The following is a 15,917-nucleotide window of genomic DNA, read 5'->3' as shown; positions in this document are numbered from 1 at the left end:
ATGTTCGCGCACTCGACCCAGAACTGGTGGTGGACCGCTCATCCGGCGGCCCACTGACTGCGCGTACGCAAGACTTCGCGAAGGCCGCCCGAGGGGCGGCCTTCGGTGTTTCCGAGCCCGGGTCCGTTCCTCCTCACCGACGAACCGAGAAGGACACGGACCCATGACACCGCTCGACAGCCTCCTGACCGACCCCCGCCCCTTCGCCCTGCTGCGCCGTCGCGCCCCCGGCCACGACCACGACCTGGTGGAGCTGCTGGTCGGACCGGTCGCGGAGTACGACCGTCTCGCCGACCTGCCCGACGAGGGGCTGGCGCTCGTCCCCTTCCGGCAGATCCGCGAGCGCGGCTTCGACGTCCGCGACGACGGCACCCCGCTGCTGATGCTCACCCCCGAGGAGCGGTACGGCATCCCGCTCGCCGAGGCGCTGGACCGGCTGCCCGCGCACGAGGTCCGGGTCGAGGGCGGCGGCTTCGACGTCGGCGACGAGGAGTACGCGCGGATCGTCGGGCGGGTCCTCGACGAGGAGATCGGGCGGGGCGAGGGCGCCAACTTCGTGATCCGGCGGACGTACGAGGGCCGGATCCCCGGGTTCGGGCGGGCCGACGCGCTGGCGTTGTTCCGACGGCTCCTGGAGGGCGAGCGGGGCGCGTACTGGACGTTCGTGGTGCACACCGGGGAGCGGACGCTGGTGGGCGCCAGTCCGGAGGTGCACGTGCGGATGTCCGGCGGCACGGTCGTGATGAACCCGATCAGCGGCACGTACCGCTACCCCGCCGAGGGGCCGACGCCCGAGCACCTGCTCGACTTCCTCGCCGACGGCAAGGAGATCGAGGAGCTGTCGATGGTCGTCGACGAGGAACTGAAGATGATGTGCACCGTCGGCGACATGGGCGGGGTGGTCGTCGGCCCGCGGCTGAAGGAGATGGCGCACCTCGCGCACACCGAGTACGAGCTGCGCGGGAAGTCCTCGCTGGACGTGCGGGAGGTGCTGCGGGAGACGATGTTCGCGGCGACGGTCACCGGCTCCCCGGTGCAGAACGCCTGCCGGGTCATCGAGCGGCACGAGGCCGGGGGCCGGGGCTACTACGCGGGCGCGCTGGCGCTGCTCGGCCGGGACCCGGGTGAGGGGCCGGGCCGGCCGGCCGGGCCCCAGACCCTGGACTCCCCCATCCTGATCCGCACCGCCGACATCGACGCCGACGGGCGGCTGCGGGTGCCGGTCGGCGCCACCCTGGTGCGCGGCTCCGCCCCGGCGGGCGAGGTCGCGGAGACGCACGCCAAGGCGGCCGGGGTGCTGGCGGCGCTGGGCGTACGCCCGTCCCGGCCGCGGGCGGAGGCCGGGCGGCCGAGACTGGCGGACGATCCCCGGGTGCGGGCCGCGCTGGACGGGCGGCGCGCCTCGCTGGCCCCGTTCTGGCTGCGGATGCGGGAGCCGTCGGCCTCGCTCACCGGGCACGCGCTGGTCGTGGACGCGGAGGACACCTTCACGGCGATGCTCGCGCACGTGCTGCGCTCGTCGGGGCTCGCGGTGAGCGTCCGGCGGTACGACGAGCCGGGGCTGCGCGAGGCGGTCCTCGGGCACGAGGGCGGGCCGGTGGTGCTGGGGCCCGGCCCCGGTGATCCCGCCGACCCGGCCGACCCGAAGATGCGCTTCCTGCGGTCCCTGACCGCCGAGGTGCTGGGGGCGAACCGGAACGGCGTCCTCGGTGTCTGCCTCGGGCACGAGCTGATCGCGGCGGAGCTGGGTCTGGACGTCGTCCGCAAGGAGGTGCCCTACCAGGGTGCGCAGACCGGGATCGACCTGTTCGGGCGGCCGGAGACGGTCGGCTTCTACAACAGCTTCACCGCGCGCTGCGACGACCGGGCGGCCGCCGGGCTGGCCGCGCACGGCATCGAGGTGAGCCGGGCCGCGAACGGCGAGGTGCACGCGCTGCGCGGGCCGGGCCTGGCGGGCGTGCAGTTCCACCCCGAGTCGGTGCTGACGCTGAACGGCACGGCGATCGTGCGGGAGCTGACCGGTCAGCTGCGCGGCACGAGCACGTTCTCCGAGCGGCGGCCCGCGCGGTAGTCGAGGACGTTGCGCACCGTCGCGTCGACGATCTGGCCGACGGCGTCCTCGGTGTAGTACGCCTGGTGGGAGGTGACCAGGACGTTCGGGAAGGTGACGAGGCGGGCCAGGGTGTCGTCCTCGACGGCCTCCAGGGACTTGTCGAGGAAGAACAGGCCCGCCTCCGCCTCGTACACGTCCAGGCCCACGCCCGTGAAGCGGCCCGCGCGCAGCTCGCCGACGAGGGCCGCGGTGTCGATCAGGCCGCCGCGACTGGAGTTGATCAGGAGGGCGTCGTCGCGCATCGCCTTCAGGGCGGCCGCGTCGATCAGGTGCCGGGTCTCGGCCATCAGCGGGACGTGCAGGGTGATCAGGTCGGAGCGGGCGAGCAGCTCGTCCTTCGGGACGTAGCGCATGCCGAGTTCGGCGCAGGCCGGGTTCTCGGCGACGTCCCAGCCGAGCAGGCGCATGCCGAAGCCGTGGGCGATCCGGGCGAAGGCCTCGCCGATCTTCCCGGTGCCGAGGACGCCGGCGGTGCGGCCGTGCAGGTCCCGGCCCATCAGGCCGTCGAGGCGGAAGTCGAAGTCGCGGGTGCGGATGGAGGCGCGCACGATCCGCCGGTTGACGGCCATGGCGAGGGCCCAGGCGAACTCGGCGACCGAGTACGGCGAGTAGGACGACACCCGGGCCACGGTCATGCCGAGCCGTTCGGCCGCGTCCAGGTCGACGTTGTTGAAGCCGGTGGAGCGCTGGGCCACCATCCGGGTGCCGCCGGCCGCGAGGATCTCCAGGACGGCCGCGCCGAGGTCGGCGTTGACGGACGTGGAGACGATCTCGTGGCCGGCCGCGATGGGGGCGGTGTCCTCGTTGAGGAAGACGTCCAGGCAGCGGACCTCCTCCTGGTCGCGGAAGGCCCGCTCGATCAGGGGCTTCTCGTCGGCCTGGACGCCGAAGGCAAGGATCTCCACGACCGCTCCCGTCCTGGTGGGCTCCGGGCCGAATATACGACCCCGGGCCCGCCCTCGCCGGTCAGCCGAAAAAGACGCCCACCTCCTCGTACAGCGCCGGGTCGACCGTCTTCAGGCGGGCCGTCGCCTCGGCGATCGGGACGCGGACGATGTCGGTGCCGCGCAGGGCGACCATCGTGCCGAAGTCGGCGTCGCGGACGCAGTCGATGGCGTGCAGGCCGAAGCGGGTGGCGAGCCAGCGGTCGAAGGCGCTGGGTGTGCCGCCGCGCTGGACGTGCCCGAGGACGGTGGTGCGGGCCTCCTTGCCGGTGCGCTTCTCGATCTGCTTGGCCAGCCACTCGCCGACCCCGGACAGCCGGACGTGCCCGTAGGAGTCCAGCGACTGGTCCTTGAGGACCAGGTCGCCGTCGCGGGGCATCGCGCCCTCGGCGACGACCACGATCGGGGCGTAGGACGCCCGGAACCGGGAGGTCACCCAGGAGCACACCTGCTCGATGTCGAAGCGCTGCTCGGGGATGAGGATGACGTTGGCGCCGCCGGCCAGGCCCGAGTGCAGGGCGATCCAGCCGGCGTGCCGGCCCATGACCTCGACGACCAGGACCCGCATGTGGGACTCGGCGGTGGTGTGCAGCCGGTCGATGGCCTCGGTGGCGATGCCGACGGCGGTGTCGAAGCCGAAGGTGTAGTCGGTGGCGGACAGGTCGTTGTCGATGGTCTTGGGGACGCCGACGCAGGGCACGCCGTACTCGTCCGCGAGGCGGGTGGCGACGCCGAGGGTGTCCTCGCCGCCGATGGTGATGAGCGCCTCGACGCCGAGGGCGGCGAGGTTGTCCTTGATGCGCCGGATGCCGCCCTGCTGCTGGAGCGGGTTGGTGCGCGAGGAGCCGAGGACGGTGCCGCCGCGGGGCAGGATGCCGCGGACGGCCGGGATGTCGAGCGGGACGGTGTCGCCCTCCAGGGGGCCGCGCCAGCCGTCCCGGAAGCCGGTGAACTCGTAGCCGTACTCCTGGACGCCCTTGCGGACGACGGCCCGGATCACGGCGTTCAGCCCGGGGCAGTCACCGCCGCCGGTCAGTACTCCGACCTTCATCGCGTAATCCCCTTGCCACAGTGGGTGGTTGAGGCCACTGCCACTGTCCCGCGCGGGTCACGCGTCGTCCAGACCCCGTTCTATCGCGTACCGCACCAGCTCGACCCGGTTGTGCAGCTGGAGCTTGCCGAGGGTGTTCTGGACGTGGTTCTGCACGGTGCGGTGGGAGATGACCAGGCGTTCGGCGATCTGCTTGTAGCTCAGACCCTTGGCGACCAGGCGCAGCACCTCGGTCTCCCGGTCGGTGAGCCGGGGTGCGCCGGGGTCGTCGGTGCCCGCCGCGGGGGCGGGTTCGGAGGCGAGGCGGCGGTACTCGCCGAGGACCAGTCCGGCCAGCCCCGGGGTGAACACCGGGTCACCGGCGGCCGTACGGTGCACCGCGTCCCGCAGCTCCTCGGTGGAGGCCGACTTCAGCAGGTACCCGGTCGCGCCGGACTTGACCGCCTCGAGGACGTCGGCGTGCTCCCCGCTCGCCGAGAGCACCAGCACGCGCAGCCGCGGGTCGGCGCCGACGACCTCCTTGCAGACCTGGACGCCGGGCTTGCCGGGCAGGTTGAGGTCGAGCACGAGGACGTCGGGGGCCGCGGCGCGGGCGCGGCGCACCGCCTGGTCGCCGTCGCTCGCCGTGGCGACCACGTCGAAGCCGGACTCGGCCAGGTCCCGGGCGACCGCGTCGCGCCACATCGGGTGGTCGTCGACCACCATGACCTTGATCGCGTCCCGGCTCCCAGGGTCCTGGCGCGCAGGGTCCTGCCGTTCAGGGGCCTGTCGTTCAGGGTTCTGTCGTTCGCTCATGGTCCGCTGCCTTCCCCCGTGCGGTGGTACCGACGGTCTTCTTCGGCGCCTTCAGTTCGACCTCCGTGCCCTGGCCGGGCACCGAGATCACCTCGGCGGTGCCGCCGAGGTCGCGCAGCCGGCCGCGGATCGACAGGGCCACGCCGAGCCGTCCCTCGCCCTCGGCCTCGGCGAGCCGCCCGTCCGGGATGCCGGGCCCCTCGTCGCGGACGGTGACGATCACCTCGTCCGGTTCGTCCTCGACCAGGATCCAGGCGCGGGCCCGCGCACCGACGTGCTCGCGGACGTTGTCCAGGGCGGCGCCCACGGCGGCGGCCAGCTCCCGCGCGGCCTCCGGGGCCAGGAGGACCGGGGCGCCCGGTTCGGCGAGGTTCACCAGGGAACCGGCGTACGGCGCGAGCAGGTCGCGCAGATCCACCGGGCCGCCCGGGTCCGCCCCCTCCGGTTCGTCGACCACCCGGACGACCGCGCCCTCGGCGGCGTCCTCCGACACGCGGGAGACGGGCACCAGGCCGCGGGAGACCAGGGTGCGCAGGGCCACCTCCTGCTCCCCGGCGAGCCGGCCCAGCTCGGCCGCCTCGCCGCCGATGACGGCGCCCCGGCGCTGCACCATCGCCAGCACCTGGAGGACGCTGTCGTGGATGTCCCGGGCGAGCCGTTCGCGTTCTCTGGTCGCCGCCTCGATCTCCAGGGCGCGCGCGAGGGTGCGCTCGGAGGCGCGGGCGACCTCGACGACGTAGCCGATGGCGATGGAGGCGACCCAGACGAGGATGACGTTGTGGACGGTGTCGCGGGCCGGGGTGCCGCGTTCGACCAGGTTGGCGACGGCGACGAGGGTGGAGGCCACGGCGGCCCAGCGCCAGCCGCCCTTGATGGCGAAGGCCAGCACGGAGCCGGCGGTCCATATCGACGGCAGGGTCGGTCCGCCGTCCATGACGCGTTCGTGGGCGTCGGCGAAGGGCGTGAGCAGGATGCCGGCCATCGCGACGGTGAGGTCGGCGGCGAGGAACCGCTTGGTGCAGCTCGCGGCGTTCGCGACCTTGGGCAGGGTGGCCAGGGTCCAGACGAGGAGGACCGCGTAGTAGGCGACGGCGAGCCAGGGGCGGGCGAACCCGGACCAGGCGGTGGCGAAGAAGCCGATCGCGTACAGCATGGTGAGCACGCGGTAGCCGGCGAGCGCGCGCCACAGCGGTTGCTCGACCGACATCCTCATGACTCGCTCGCGTCTGGCCATGTCCCCCCTCCCTCCCCCGTGCCTACGTCCCGGCCCGGTCCTTCTCGGCCTGCGCGGCCTTCTCGGCCTTGGCAGCCTTCTCCGCCTTCGCCGCCTCCGTGAGCTGCCGCTTCATGGCGGTCGCGTACATGTCGACGTACTCCTGGCCGGAGAGCTTCATGATCTCGTACATGACCTCGTCGGTCACCGCGCGGAGCACGAAGCGGTCGTGCTCCATGCCCTGGTAGCGGGAGAAGTCCAGCGGCGTGCCGATGCGGATGCCGGGCCGCATCAGCTTCGGCATCACCTGGCCGGGCGGCTGGATCTTCTCGGTGTCGATCATGGCGACGGGGATGACGGGCGCGCCGGTGGCGAGCGCCACGCGCGCCAGTCCGCCCGGCTTGCCGCGGTAGAGGCGGCCGTCCGGGGAGCGCGTGCCCTCGGGGTAGATGCCGAACAGCTCGCCGCGCTCCAGGACCTCCATGCCGCTCTTGATGGCGGCCTCCCCCGCGCCGCGCGCGCCGGAGCGGTCCACGGGGAGCTGGCCGACCCCCTTGAAGAAGGCGGCGGTCAGCCGGCCCTTGACCCCGGGGGTGTTGAAGTACTCGGCCTTGGCGATGAAGGTCACCTTGCGGTCGAGGACCGCGGGCAGGAAGAACGAGTCGGAGAACGACAGGTGGTTGCTGGCCAGAATGGCCGGGCCGTCGGCCGGGATGTGCTCCAGGCCCTCCACCCAGGGCCGGAAGGCTAGCTTCAGCGACCCCCCGATGGTGACCTTCATCGCGCCGTACAACAACCCAGTGCCTCCCGTGTCCGTGGCTCAGACCTTAACCCGGGGCACCGTCAATGGCCCCGACGGCCCTGGTCGGTGTCACCGCGGTCGCGTACGGTGAAAGGCCCGCGAGTATCCCTGACGACAGGAGACCGAGACGTGTCGGTCCTGCCCGGAGCCGAGCCGTACCGCCACGAGGGCGGTGAGGTCGGCGTCCTCCTCTGTCACGGTTTCACCGGTTCCCCGCAGTCGCTGCGCCCCTGGGCCGAGTACCTGGCCGCGCGCGGTCTGACCGTGGCGCTGCCGCTGCTGCCCGGGCACGGCACCCGCTGGCAGGACATGCAGGTCACCGGCTGGCCGGACTGGTACGCGGAGGTGGACCGCGAGCTGCGCGTCCTGCGCGAGCGCTGCGCGCGGGTCTTCGTGGCCGGGCTGTCCATGGGCGGCGCGCTGGCGCTGCGGCTCGCCGCCAAGCACGGCGACGCGGTGTCGGGCGTCGTCGTGGTCAACCCGGCGAACCGGATGCACGGCGTCGCCCAGCACGCCCTTCCGCTCCTGCGCCACCTGGTGCCCGCGACGAAGGGCATCGCCAGCGACATCGCCAAGCCGCTCAGCACGGAGCTGGGGTACGACAGGGTGCCGCTGCACGCGGCGCACTCGCTGCGCGCCTTCTTCCGGCTCACCGACGGCGACCTGCCGCAGGTGACCCAGCCGCTGCTGCTGCTGCGCAGTCCGCAGGACCACGTGGTGCCGCCGGCCGACTCGGCGCGCATCCTGGGCCGGGTGTCGTCGACGGACGTGACGGAGATCCTGCTGGAACAGAGCTACCACGTGGCGACGTTGGACCACGATGCGGACCGGATCTTCGCTGAGAGCGTCGCGTTCATCGGCCGGCTCGCGCCCGGTTCCGTCGGGGAACCGGAGTCCGGTCTCGGCAAGGAAGGGACGGCCGCAGGTGGCTGAGCACGACTCCGACCGCGAGGACCGCGAGGACCGCGAGGAACGCGAGGAACGGGACCTGGAGCGGGAGCGCCGCGAGGCACGGGAGCGCGCGGCGGACGGCGGTCCCGAGGCGCAGGGTGTGTCCCTCGACGAGGACGCCGCCTGGGCCGCGATCGTCGCCGGGTACGGGGAGGAGCCCCCGGACCCGCCGGGCACCAAGCCCTTCAAGTCGGTCGAGGACCTGGCGCTGCTGGAGCCGGAGGTGAACGACGAGAAGCCTTCGGCGCAGCGGCCCGCCTCGGACCGGCCGCTGGGCGGCTCCGTCGCCTTCGCGCCCGGCGTCGGGCCCCGCGACCACACGCCCGCCGAGCCGTCCGACGACGACTTCGACGCGGACGACGAGGGCCACTTCGTGCCGCCCGAGCCGCCCCCGCTGCCCGACGCCGACCCCACCGCGAAGTTCGCCTGGCTGGGCGTGCTCGGCGGCCCTGTGCTGCTCCTGCTGGCGGTGGTGCTCGGCTGGGACATGACCTGGTGGCTGACGACCCTGAGCATCGGCGGCTTCCTCGGCGGCTTCGCCACCCTGGTCATGCGGATGCGGACGGGCGACGAGGACGACGACGATCCGGGCCGGGGCGCGGTGGTGTAGCCGGACGGCCCGGCTCCGGGCCTCGGGCCTCGGGCCTCGGGTCAGGCGGTCGCGGGTACGCGGAGGGCGGTCAGGACCGGGAGGTGGTCCGTGGCCGCCCTCAGGTCGTCCTCGGCCACCCCGGGCAGCCCCGACGGCACCCCGCAGCCCAGCACCTCGACGCCCTCGGTGACGAAGACCGCGTCGATACGGCGGTCCGGGGCGGCGGCCGGGAAGGTGTACTCGCCGCCCCAAGGGGCCGCGGTCCAGCAGTCGCGCAGCCCGTCCCCGAGCCGCCGGAAGGTGCGGCCGCCGGGGCGCTCGTTCAGGTCGCCGCCCGCCACGGCGTGGGGCACGCCCAGGGCGGCCAGCCGGTCGAGGAGGAGCCCCGCCTGCTCGTGGCGCTCGTCCGCGTCCAGGGACAGGTGGGTGCTGAGCACGCCGAGACGGGCCCCGCCGATCCGGACCACGGCGGTGGCCAGGCCCCGGCGGTGTTGGCCGGGGGTGAGCGGGAGCAGCACGTCCTCGGTGCGCTCCACGGTGGCCCGCAGGGAGCAGAGCAGCGCGGGGCCGGCGGCGGTTCCGCCACCGGAGAGGAGCACCAGGTCCGTCTCGCGGGCCAGGCGGGTGAGCTTCTTGCGCCAGCGGAAGAAGCGGGGGGCTTCCTGGAGGAGGACGAGATCGGGTGCGCAGGCCCGGATGACGCGGACGAGGGCGTCGGTGTCGTCGCGCAGCGAGCGGATGTTGTAGCTCAGGACGCGGAGGACCGCGGAACCGTCGGGTTCTGTCTGGGAGTTGGGGAGCTGCTCCATGTTGATCAATGTACGCCCACCGGCTCGGGGCGCGGGGATCGTGGGCGACTGCCGGTAGTACGTGGCTTGTCGCGCCCGCGGGGCGGAGCCCCAGATGGACTCCGCCCCGCGCCCCTGGCGGCGTGCGGTGACCGTTTGCTACATGATCGGGTCGGGCTCCCGGGCCAGGTCGGCCGCGCCGACCAGGCCCGCCTTGTTGCCGAGCTGGGCGGCGATCACGTCGGCGACCGGGCGCCAGTTGCCGCCGACCAGCCAGCGCTTGTAGGACTTGCGGATCGGGTCGAGGACCAGGTCGCCCTCGTCCGAGAGGCCGCCGCCGACGATGAAGGCGGACGGGTCGAAGAGCGAGGCCAGGTCGGCGAGGCCGGCGCCGGCCCAGCGGGCCAGCTCCCGGTAGGAGTCGACGGCGACCGGGCAGCCCTGCCGGGCGGCGACCGAGATGTGCTTGCCCTCGATGCCGTCGGGGGTGCCGTCGCCGAGCGCGAGCAGCACCTCGGCGCGCTCGGGGGTGGCGTTGGCGCGCTGCTTGGCGTACCGCACCAGCGCCCGGCCCGACGCGTACTGCTCCCAGCAGCCCTGCGAGCCGCAGCCGCACAGCAGGCCGTCGGGCACCATGCGGATGTGGCCGAACTCGGCGGCCACGCCGAAGTGGCCGCGGCGCAGCTTGTTGCCGATGATGATGCCGCCGCCGAGGCCGGTGCCCAGGGTGATGCAGATGACGTTGCGGTGGCCCTTGCCGCCGCCGAACTTGTACTCGCCCCAGGCCGCGGCGTTGGCGTCGTTCTCCACGACGACCGGGAGGCCGACGCGGGCCTCGACCTTCTCCTTGAGCGGCTCCTGGCGCCAGTCGATGTTGGGCGCGAAGTAGACCGTGGAGCGCTGGCGGTTGACGTATCCGGCGGCACCGATGCCGACGCCGACGATGTCGTGTCCCACGCGCGCGCCCTCCACCGCGGAGGCGATGGCGTCCACGATGGCCTCGGGTGTGGTGGGGGTCGGCACCTTGTGGGTCGAGAGGATGTTGCCTTCCTCGTCGACCACGCCGGCCGCGATCTTCGTGCCGCCGATGTCGACGCCGATGGTGAGTCCCATGAATCCCTCAGTTCGGTCGAGCCCCGCTAAGGGCAACCGTACCCGAGGCGGGGCTCAGTCCAGGTCGATGCGCTGTCCCGGGCCGGTGCCCTCGTCGCCGTCGTCGCGGCCGTCGGCCTCGTGTTCGTCCAGGTCACGCGGGTCGCGTGGCTCGCTGGGCGCGGGGTCGCCGGTGGTCCAGCGGCGTTCCTGGTTCTGGACGGCGGAGCGGTAGGCGGCGAGGAGTTCACCGCCGGCGGCGGCGAGGTGGTCGAACACGTCCGGGTTGCGTTCGATGACCGGTTCGACGGCGGCCTTCGCCTGCTGCACGACCTGCCGGACCACCTGCTGGGCGGCGGGCCCGGCGACCTGGCCGAGCAGCGGGGACTGGAGACCGGACAGCTTGTCCGCGACGGTGTCGACGAGCCGGCGCAGCTCCTCGGCGGCCGAGCCGGGCTGCGGCCCGTACTCGGCACGGCGGCGGGCCTTCTCGGCCTCCAGGTCCTCGGCACACGCCGTGGACCAGGCGTCGGCGTCGGCGTCGGCCGCTCGCGTCGTGTCGACCGCGTCGGCCTCGTCGGGGCGGGGGGCCTCGGACGGGGGGAGCTCTTCGCTCATGACGGACTCCTGACTACGGTTCGTCCTTACGACGTTACCCGAACGGGCCGGTGCTCAGGCGGGTCCGGTCGGCTCAGCGTCCCCGCGGCCACAGTTCCGGGTCCGGCGCGAACCGGACGGCGAGCGTGCCGTCCCGCAGCGCCGCCCCGTCGACGGTGCAGCGGCGCAGCGCGGAGGGCAGCGCGACGATGCGGCGGAAGGGCCCGGCGGCGACGACCAGTTCGTCACCGCGGCGGATCAGGTCCAGCTCCTCGCGGACGGCGCCGGGCAGCGGGATGTGCCAGACCAGCACGCCGTCCTCGGCCAGCCGGTCGGTGACGGGCCACTCGACCGGGGAGGCGTCCGGGTTGACGCCCGGCACGTCGAGGGCGGCGAGGTCGTCCGTGCCGCGCGGGTCGCGGCCGAGATGGGCGACGGCGCGGACGTCGTGGGACCCCCGCCATTCCTCCAGGGTTTTGCGCTGCTGGGCGAGGGGGCCGCTGAGCCAGCTGTCCGCCGGGGTGTCCTCCGGCAGGACCCGGTTGGCGACCAGGAGGTCGGTGCGCAGGCCGCGCAGGGCGAGGCCGAGGGCGGTGGCGCGGACGGCGTCGGCTCCGGCCGGTCCGGGTTCGGCGACCAGCCGTACGACGGTGTTCCGGTCGGCCAGTACGGCCTCGGTGGCGGCGAGTTCCAGGTCCCAGCGGGCGGCGGCCTCGTACAGCGCCTCGGCCGGCATGGGGACGCCGGCGAGCCGGCCGAGGACGGGGCGCAGGGCGCGGGCGGCCTGCCGCTCGGGCGGGAGCAGGCGGCGCAGACAGCGGCGCAGCTCCTCCGGCGCGGCGAGCAGGGCGAGGGCGCGGGGCGCGGGCGGGAGGTCGACGACGAGGAGGTCGTGCGCCTCGGCGAGGGCGGCCTCGCGCAGGGCGCGCAGCAGGGCGAGGTCCTCGGCGCCGGGCAGCGGGGTGAGGTCCTCGGGGTCGAGGCGGGCGGCGCCGAGGAGGTCGAGCGCGGAGGCGGCGCGGTCCTGGAGGGCGGCGAGGCCGTCGCGGAAGCCCTGGGCGGCGTCGGGGCGCCAGACGGTGAGGCCGGGTTCGACGGGGGTCGGCGCCGGGCCGGTGCGCAGGCCGAGCACGGCGCCGAGGGTGTCGTCGCGGTCGGTGCCGAGCAGGAGGGTGCGGGTGCCCTGCCGGGCTGCGGCGAGCGCGGTGGCGGCGGCGACGGTGGTACGGCCGGTGCCGCCGGGGCCCGTGATCAGGAGGGTGCGCATGGGGGTGAACGCTACCTGGGGGCTCCGCCGGTTGAGCGGTGACCGGCGGGGTGCGCTGCCCGGCGTCGCGGGGTGCCGCTGCGCCCACCCGTGTCGTCTGGGGGTACCTCCCAGGCCGTTCAGGCACTGGGGGAGGCACGACTGCCCGCAGCTGCGTTACTTCGACTCCACCCGCTTCTTCAGGCCCGCCAGGGCGCGGTCCGTGATGACCTTTTCCGCCTTGCGCTTGATCATGCCGAGCATCGGGATCTTGACGTCCACCGTGAGCCGGTAGGTGACCTCCGTGCCCGTGCCCGCCGGGCGCAGCAGGTAGGTGCCGTCGAGGGAGCGCAGCATCTGGGACTTGACCAGCGTCCAGGAGACCTCGTGCTCGCCGGTCCAGGTGTAGGCCAGCGTCTGGTCGTCCTTGATCGCCCCGGCGTCCATGACGAGCCGGACCTGCTCGGCACGGCCCTGCGCGTCGGCCGCGAGGACCTGGGCCTCTTTCACCTCGCCCGTCCAGTCCGGATAGCGCTCGAAGTCGGCGATCACCGCCATGACGTCGGCCGGTGCCGCCTCGATGGTGATGCTCGAGCTGGTGTGTTCCGCCATCGTCGTGGCTCCTCCGGATGCGGGCCGCTACGTGTGTGCCGCGTGAAGGCTATCGCGCACGGGGAGCGCGCATGCCACCACCCACCTGCGCGGGTCCGCCGGGCACGGTCACCACTCCAGCGCCCACGGCCGTCCCGTCGACGCGAAGTGGCCGACGTTCACGCATTCGGTGGCGCCGACGCGCATCCGCCGGGCCAGCGGCTGGTGGACGTGGCCGAACAGGGCGTAGCGGGGGCGGGTGCGGCGGATCGCGTCCAGCAGCGCGCGGCTGCCCCGCTCGAAGCGCCGGGCCACCGTGTCGTAGACCAGTTCCGGCACCTGGGGCGGGATGTGGGTGCACAGCACGTCCACCTCGCCGACCGCCTCGATCTTCGCGGCGTACTCCTCGTCGCTGATCTCGTACGGCGTGCGCATCGGGGTGCGCAGCCCGCCGCCGACGAAGCCGAAGACGCGGCCGCCGATCTCCACCCGCTCCCCGTCGAGCACGGTGGTGCCGGGACGGGCGTACTCGGGCCACAGCGGGGGCACGTCGACGTTGCCGTAGGTGGCGTACGTCGGGGTGGGGAACGCGGCGAACAGTTCGGCGTACTGCTTGCGCACTGCCCGTTCGATCAGCTCCCGCCGGTCCCCGTCGACCCCGGCCCACAAGCGCGCCCCGAACTCCTGCGCCTCGGCGAAGCGGCGGGCGGTGCGCAGCTCGACGATGCGGTCGGCGTTCGCGACGCCGAACAGGTCGGGGAAGATGCCGCGCGAGTGGTCGGCGTAGTCGAGGAAGAGGACCAGGTCCCCCAGGCAGATCAGGGCGTCGGCGCCCTCGCCGGCCCTGGCCAGGTCGCGGGCGTTGCCGTGGACGTCGCTGACCACGTGGACGCGCGTGCTCGTGTTACGGGGCGGTGTGGGTGCCATGGCGATCAAGCGTAAGCAGCGCGTGCCTGATGTGAACAGTGGCGGTCGGACCTGCGGTTACTGGCTGGTCCGTTGATCCGTCGACTACTGTGCGCACAGCAAACCCCATCCGTGTGACGCAGCGAACATCTCGCGGGGACCCCCTGTCGGAGACCACATACCGGCGGGTAACGTCCGGGCAGTCCAGTCGTGCTCTGGATTTCAACATGTGAATCCCGCATGAGTCCTCCGGAGCCACAGCCCGAGCCTTGGACCGCACCGTCGCATCACACAACGTCGTGGCGCCGGCGCCCTATGAGGAGCAGCAGTCTTGCGCGAGTTCAGCCTTCCGGCCTTGTACGAGGTCCCCGCGGACGGAAACCTGACCGACATCGTCCGCAGAAACGCCGCGCAGCATCCGGACGTCGCCGTCATCGCCCGCAAGGTGGGCGGCGCCTGGCAGGACGTGACCGCGCGCATCTTCCTCGCCGAGGTGCACTCCGCCGCCAAGGGCCTCATCGCCTCCGGTGTCCAGCCGGGCGACCGGGTCGGCCTGATGTCCCGCACGCGCTACGAGTGGACCCTGCTGGACTTCGCGATCTGGAGCGCGGGCGCGATCACCGTGCCGGTGTACGAGACCAGCTCGCCCGAGCAGGTGCAGTGGATCCTCAGCGACTCGGGTGCCACGGCGTGCGTCGTGGAGTCGGCCGGGCACGCCGCCACCGTCGAGTCGGTGCGCGAGCAGCTGCCCGCCCTCAAGAACGTCTGGCAGATCGACGCCGGCGCCGTGGAGGAGCTGGGGCGGCTGGGCCAGGACGTCACGGACCGCACCGTCGAGGAGCGCGGCTCGATCGCGAAGGCCGACGACCCCGCGACCATCGTGTACACCTCCGGCACCACGGGCCGCCCCAAGGGCTGCGTGCTGACCCACCGCAGCTTCTTCGCGGAGTGCGGGAACGTCGTCGAGCGGCTGCGCCCGCTCTTCCGCACCGGTGAGTGCTCGGTCCTCCTCTTCCTCCCGCTCGCGCACGTCTTCGGACGGCTGGTCCAGGTCGCGCCGATGATCGCGCCGATCAAGCTGGGCAACGTCCCCGACATCAAGAACCTCACCGACGAACTGGCCGCCTTCCGGCCCACGCTGATCCTCGGCGTGCCGCGCGTCTTCGAGAAGGTGTACAACTCGGCGCGGGCCAAGGCGCAGGCCGACGGCAAGGGCAAGATCTTCGACAAGGCCGCGGACACGGCGATCGCGTACAGCAAGGCCCTGGACACCCCGTCCGGCCCGTCCGTGGGCCTGAAGCTCAAGCACAAGGTCTTCGACAAGCTCGTCTACAGCAAGCTCCGTACGGTCCTCGGCGGCCGCGGCGAGTACGCCATCTCCGGCGGCGCCCCGCTCGGCGAGCGGCTCGGTCACTTCTTCCGCGGCATCGGCTTCACCGTGCTGGAGGGCTACGGCCTCACCGAGTCCTGCGCGGCGACCGCCTTCAACCCCTGGGACCGGCAGAAGATCGGCACGGTCGGCCAGCCGCTGCCCGGCTCCGTGGTGCGCATCGCGGACGACGGCGAGGTGCTGCTGCACGGCGAGCACCTGTTCAAGGAGTACTGGAACAACCCGGGCGCGACCGCGGAGGCGCTGGCCGACGGCTGGTTCCACACCGGCGACATCGGCACCCTCGACGAGGACGGGTACCTGCGGATCACCGGCCGCAAGAAGGAGATCATCGTCACCGCCGGCGGCAAGAACGTCGCCCCGGCCGTCATAGAGGACCGCATCCGCGCGCACGCGCTGGTCGCCGAGTGCATGGTGGTCGGCGACGGGCGGCCCTTCGTGGGCGCGCTGGTCACCCTGGACGAGGAGTTCCTGGACCGCTGGTGCGCGGAGCACGGGAAGCCGGCCGGTTCGAGTGCGGTGTCGCTGAAGGACGACCCGGACCTGCTCGCGGCGATCCAGGACGCGATCGACGACGGGAACGCGGCGGTGTCCAAGGCGGAGTCGGTGCGGAAGTTCCGGGTGCTGGGGGCGCAGTTCACCGAGGACTCGGGGCATTTGACGCCTTCGCTGAAGCTGAAGCGGAATGTTGTCGCCAAGGACTACGCGGAAGAGATCGAGGCGATCTACGCCAAGTAGTCGGGCGGGGGCGCCTATGGGGGTGCCCCTTGGTCGCCATGGGCGGGTGCGGCCTCGTCGTGGCTTGTCGCGCAGTTCCCCGCGCCCCTGGGTCGGTCCACTTCACCG

16 protein-coding genes are annotated in these 15,917 nt (G+C 73.1%); 5 read left to right on the top strand and 11 right to left on the bottom strand.

The window, feature by feature from the left end; all coding sequences use genetic code 11:
* Together ACIRGB_RS23330 and ACIRGB_RS23325 are read left to right on the top strand one after the other, a co-directional pair.
* The gene (locus ACIRGB_RS23330) at positions 1 to 57 is read left to right on the top strand and encodes a trp operon leader peptide (RefSeq protein ID WP_071528813.1); all 57 of its coding nucleotides are present in this window, start codon (positions 1 to 3) and stop codon (positions 55 to 57) included.
* 106 nt (positions 58 to 163) lie between these two features.
* Positions 164 to 2,071 (top strand): anthranilate synthase family protein, encoded by a 1,908-nt coding sequence (locus tag ACIRGB_RS23325; RefSeq protein ID WP_403868275.1) that lies wholly within the window; start codon positions 164 to 166, stop codon positions 2,069 to 2,071.
* Here ACIRGB_RS23325 and ACIRGB_RS23320 read toward each other — a convergent pair.
* From ACIRGB_RS23320 to ACIRGB_RS23300, 5 genes are all read right to left on the bottom strand, one after another.
* The gene (locus ACIRGB_RS23320; protein ID WP_403868272.1) at positions 2,023 to 3,018 is read right to left on the bottom strand and encodes a 2-hydroxyacid dehydrogenase; all 996 of its coding nucleotides are present in this window, start codon (positions 3,016 to 3,018) and stop codon (positions 2,023 to 2,025) included. The two genes, ACIRGB_RS23325 and ACIRGB_RS23320, sit on opposite strands and share 49 nt — an antisense overlap.
* A 61-nt stretch (positions 3,019 to 3,079) precedes the next feature.
* Complete coding sequence (locus tag ACIRGB_RS23315) at positions 3,080 to 4,108, bottom strand: 6-phosphofructokinase (protein WP_403868269.1); 1,029 nt, start codon at positions 4,106 to 4,108, stop codon at positions 3,080 to 3,082.
* A gap of 57 nt (positions 4,109 to 4,165) precedes the next feature.
* On the bottom strand, positions 4,166 to 4,813 hold the full coding sequence (locus ACIRGB_RS23310) for a response regulator (RefSeq protein WP_403869093.1): 648 nt from the start codon (positions 4,811 to 4,813) through the stop codon (positions 4,166 to 4,168).
* Between the two features lie 67 nt (positions 4,814 to 4,880).
* Positions 4,881 to 6,137, bottom strand: coding sequence for a MacS family sensor histidine kinase (gene macS / locus ACIRGB_RS23305; RefSeq protein ID WP_403868266.1), 1,257 nt, complete (start codon positions 6,135 to 6,137; stop codon positions 4,881 to 4,883).
* A gap of 22 nt (positions 6,138 to 6,159) precedes the next feature.
* Positions 6,160 to 6,897 carry a lysophospholipid acyltransferase family protein gene (locus ACIRGB_RS23300; protein ID WP_403868263.1) on the bottom strand — a complete coding sequence of 246 codons (738 nt, stop codon included), beginning with the start codon at positions 6,895 to 6,897 and terminating at the stop codon, positions 6,160 to 6,162.
* A gap of 150 nt (positions 6,898 to 7,047) precedes the next feature.
* Between ACIRGB_RS23300 and ACIRGB_RS23295 the strand changes: the two genes are divergently transcribed.
* Together ACIRGB_RS23295 and ACIRGB_RS23290 are read left to right on the top strand one after the other, a co-directional pair.
* Positions 7,048 to 7,851 (top strand): alpha/beta hydrolase, encoded by an 804-nt coding sequence (locus ACIRGB_RS23295; RefSeq protein ID WP_403868260.1) that lies wholly within the window; start codon positions 7,048 to 7,050, stop codon positions 7,849 to 7,851.
* A complete protein-coding gene (locus ACIRGB_RS23290) occupies positions 7,844 to 8,479 on the top strand; it encodes a hypothetical protein (protein ID WP_403868257.1) in 636 nt (211 codons plus the stop codon). Before ACIRGB_RS23295 ends, ACIRGB_RS23290 begins: the two co-directional genes overlap by 8 nt.
* A 41-nt stretch (positions 8,480 to 8,520) precedes the next feature.
* Here the strand turns inward: ACIRGB_RS23290 and ACIRGB_RS23285 are convergent, their stop codons facing one another.
* The 6 genes from ACIRGB_RS23285 to ACIRGB_RS23260 form a co-directional block, all read right to left on the bottom strand.
* Entirely contained in the window at positions 8,521 to 9,270 is a 750-nt protein-coding gene (locus ACIRGB_RS23285) for an endonuclease/exonuclease/phosphatase family protein (RefSeq protein ID WP_403868254.1), read from the bottom strand.
* 138 nt (positions 9,271 to 9,408) lie between these two features.
* The gene (locus ACIRGB_RS23280; RefSeq protein ID WP_104636216.1) at positions 9,409 to 10,362 is read right to left on the bottom strand and encodes an ROK family glucokinase; all 954 of its coding nucleotides are present in this window, start codon (positions 10,360 to 10,362) and stop codon (positions 9,409 to 9,411) included.
* A 54-nt stretch (positions 10,363 to 10,416) separates the two neighbouring features.
* Complete coding sequence (locus ACIRGB_RS23275; protein ID WP_403868251.1) at positions 10,417 to 10,959, bottom strand: DUF5304 domain-containing protein; 543 nt, start codon at positions 10,957 to 10,959, stop codon at positions 10,417 to 10,419.
* A 73-nt stretch (positions 10,960 to 11,032) separates the two neighbouring features.
* Positions 11,033 to 12,205 carry an ArsA-related P-loop ATPase gene (locus tag ACIRGB_RS23270; RefSeq protein WP_403868248.1) on the bottom strand — a complete coding sequence of 391 codons (1,173 nt, stop codon included), beginning with the start codon at positions 12,203 to 12,205 and terminating at the stop codon, positions 11,033 to 11,035.
* 156 nt (positions 12,206 to 12,361) lie between these two features.
* A complete protein-coding gene (locus tag ACIRGB_RS23265; protein ID WP_403868245.1) occupies positions 12,362 to 12,796 on the bottom strand; it encodes an SRPBCC family protein in 435 nt (144 codons plus the stop codon).
* A 108-nt stretch (positions 12,797 to 12,904) separates the two neighbouring features.
* Positions 12,905 to 13,702, bottom strand: coding sequence for a metallophosphoesterase (locus tag ACIRGB_RS23260; protein WP_403868241.1), 798 nt, complete (start codon positions 13,700 to 13,702; stop codon positions 12,905 to 12,907).
* 310 nt (positions 13,703 to 14,012) lie between these two features.
* On the opposite strand from ACIRGB_RS23260, the gene ACIRGB_RS23255 reads away from it, so the two are divergent.
* Entirely contained in the window at positions 14,013 to 15,809 is a 1,797-nt protein-coding gene (locus ACIRGB_RS23255) for an AMP-dependent synthetase/ligase (RefSeq protein ID WP_403868239.1), read from the top strand.
* Positions 15,810 to 15,917: the final 108 nt, after the last annotated feature.

This window comes from Streptomyces sp. NPDC102490, from assembly GCF_044765285.1.
Taxonomy (GTDB): domain Bacteria; phylum Actinomycetota; class Actinomycetes; order Streptomycetales; family Streptomycetaceae; genus Streptomyces.
The sequence above is the reverse complement of the archived record's forward strand: the minus strand, read 5'-3'. Positions and strand labels throughout refer to the sequence as shown.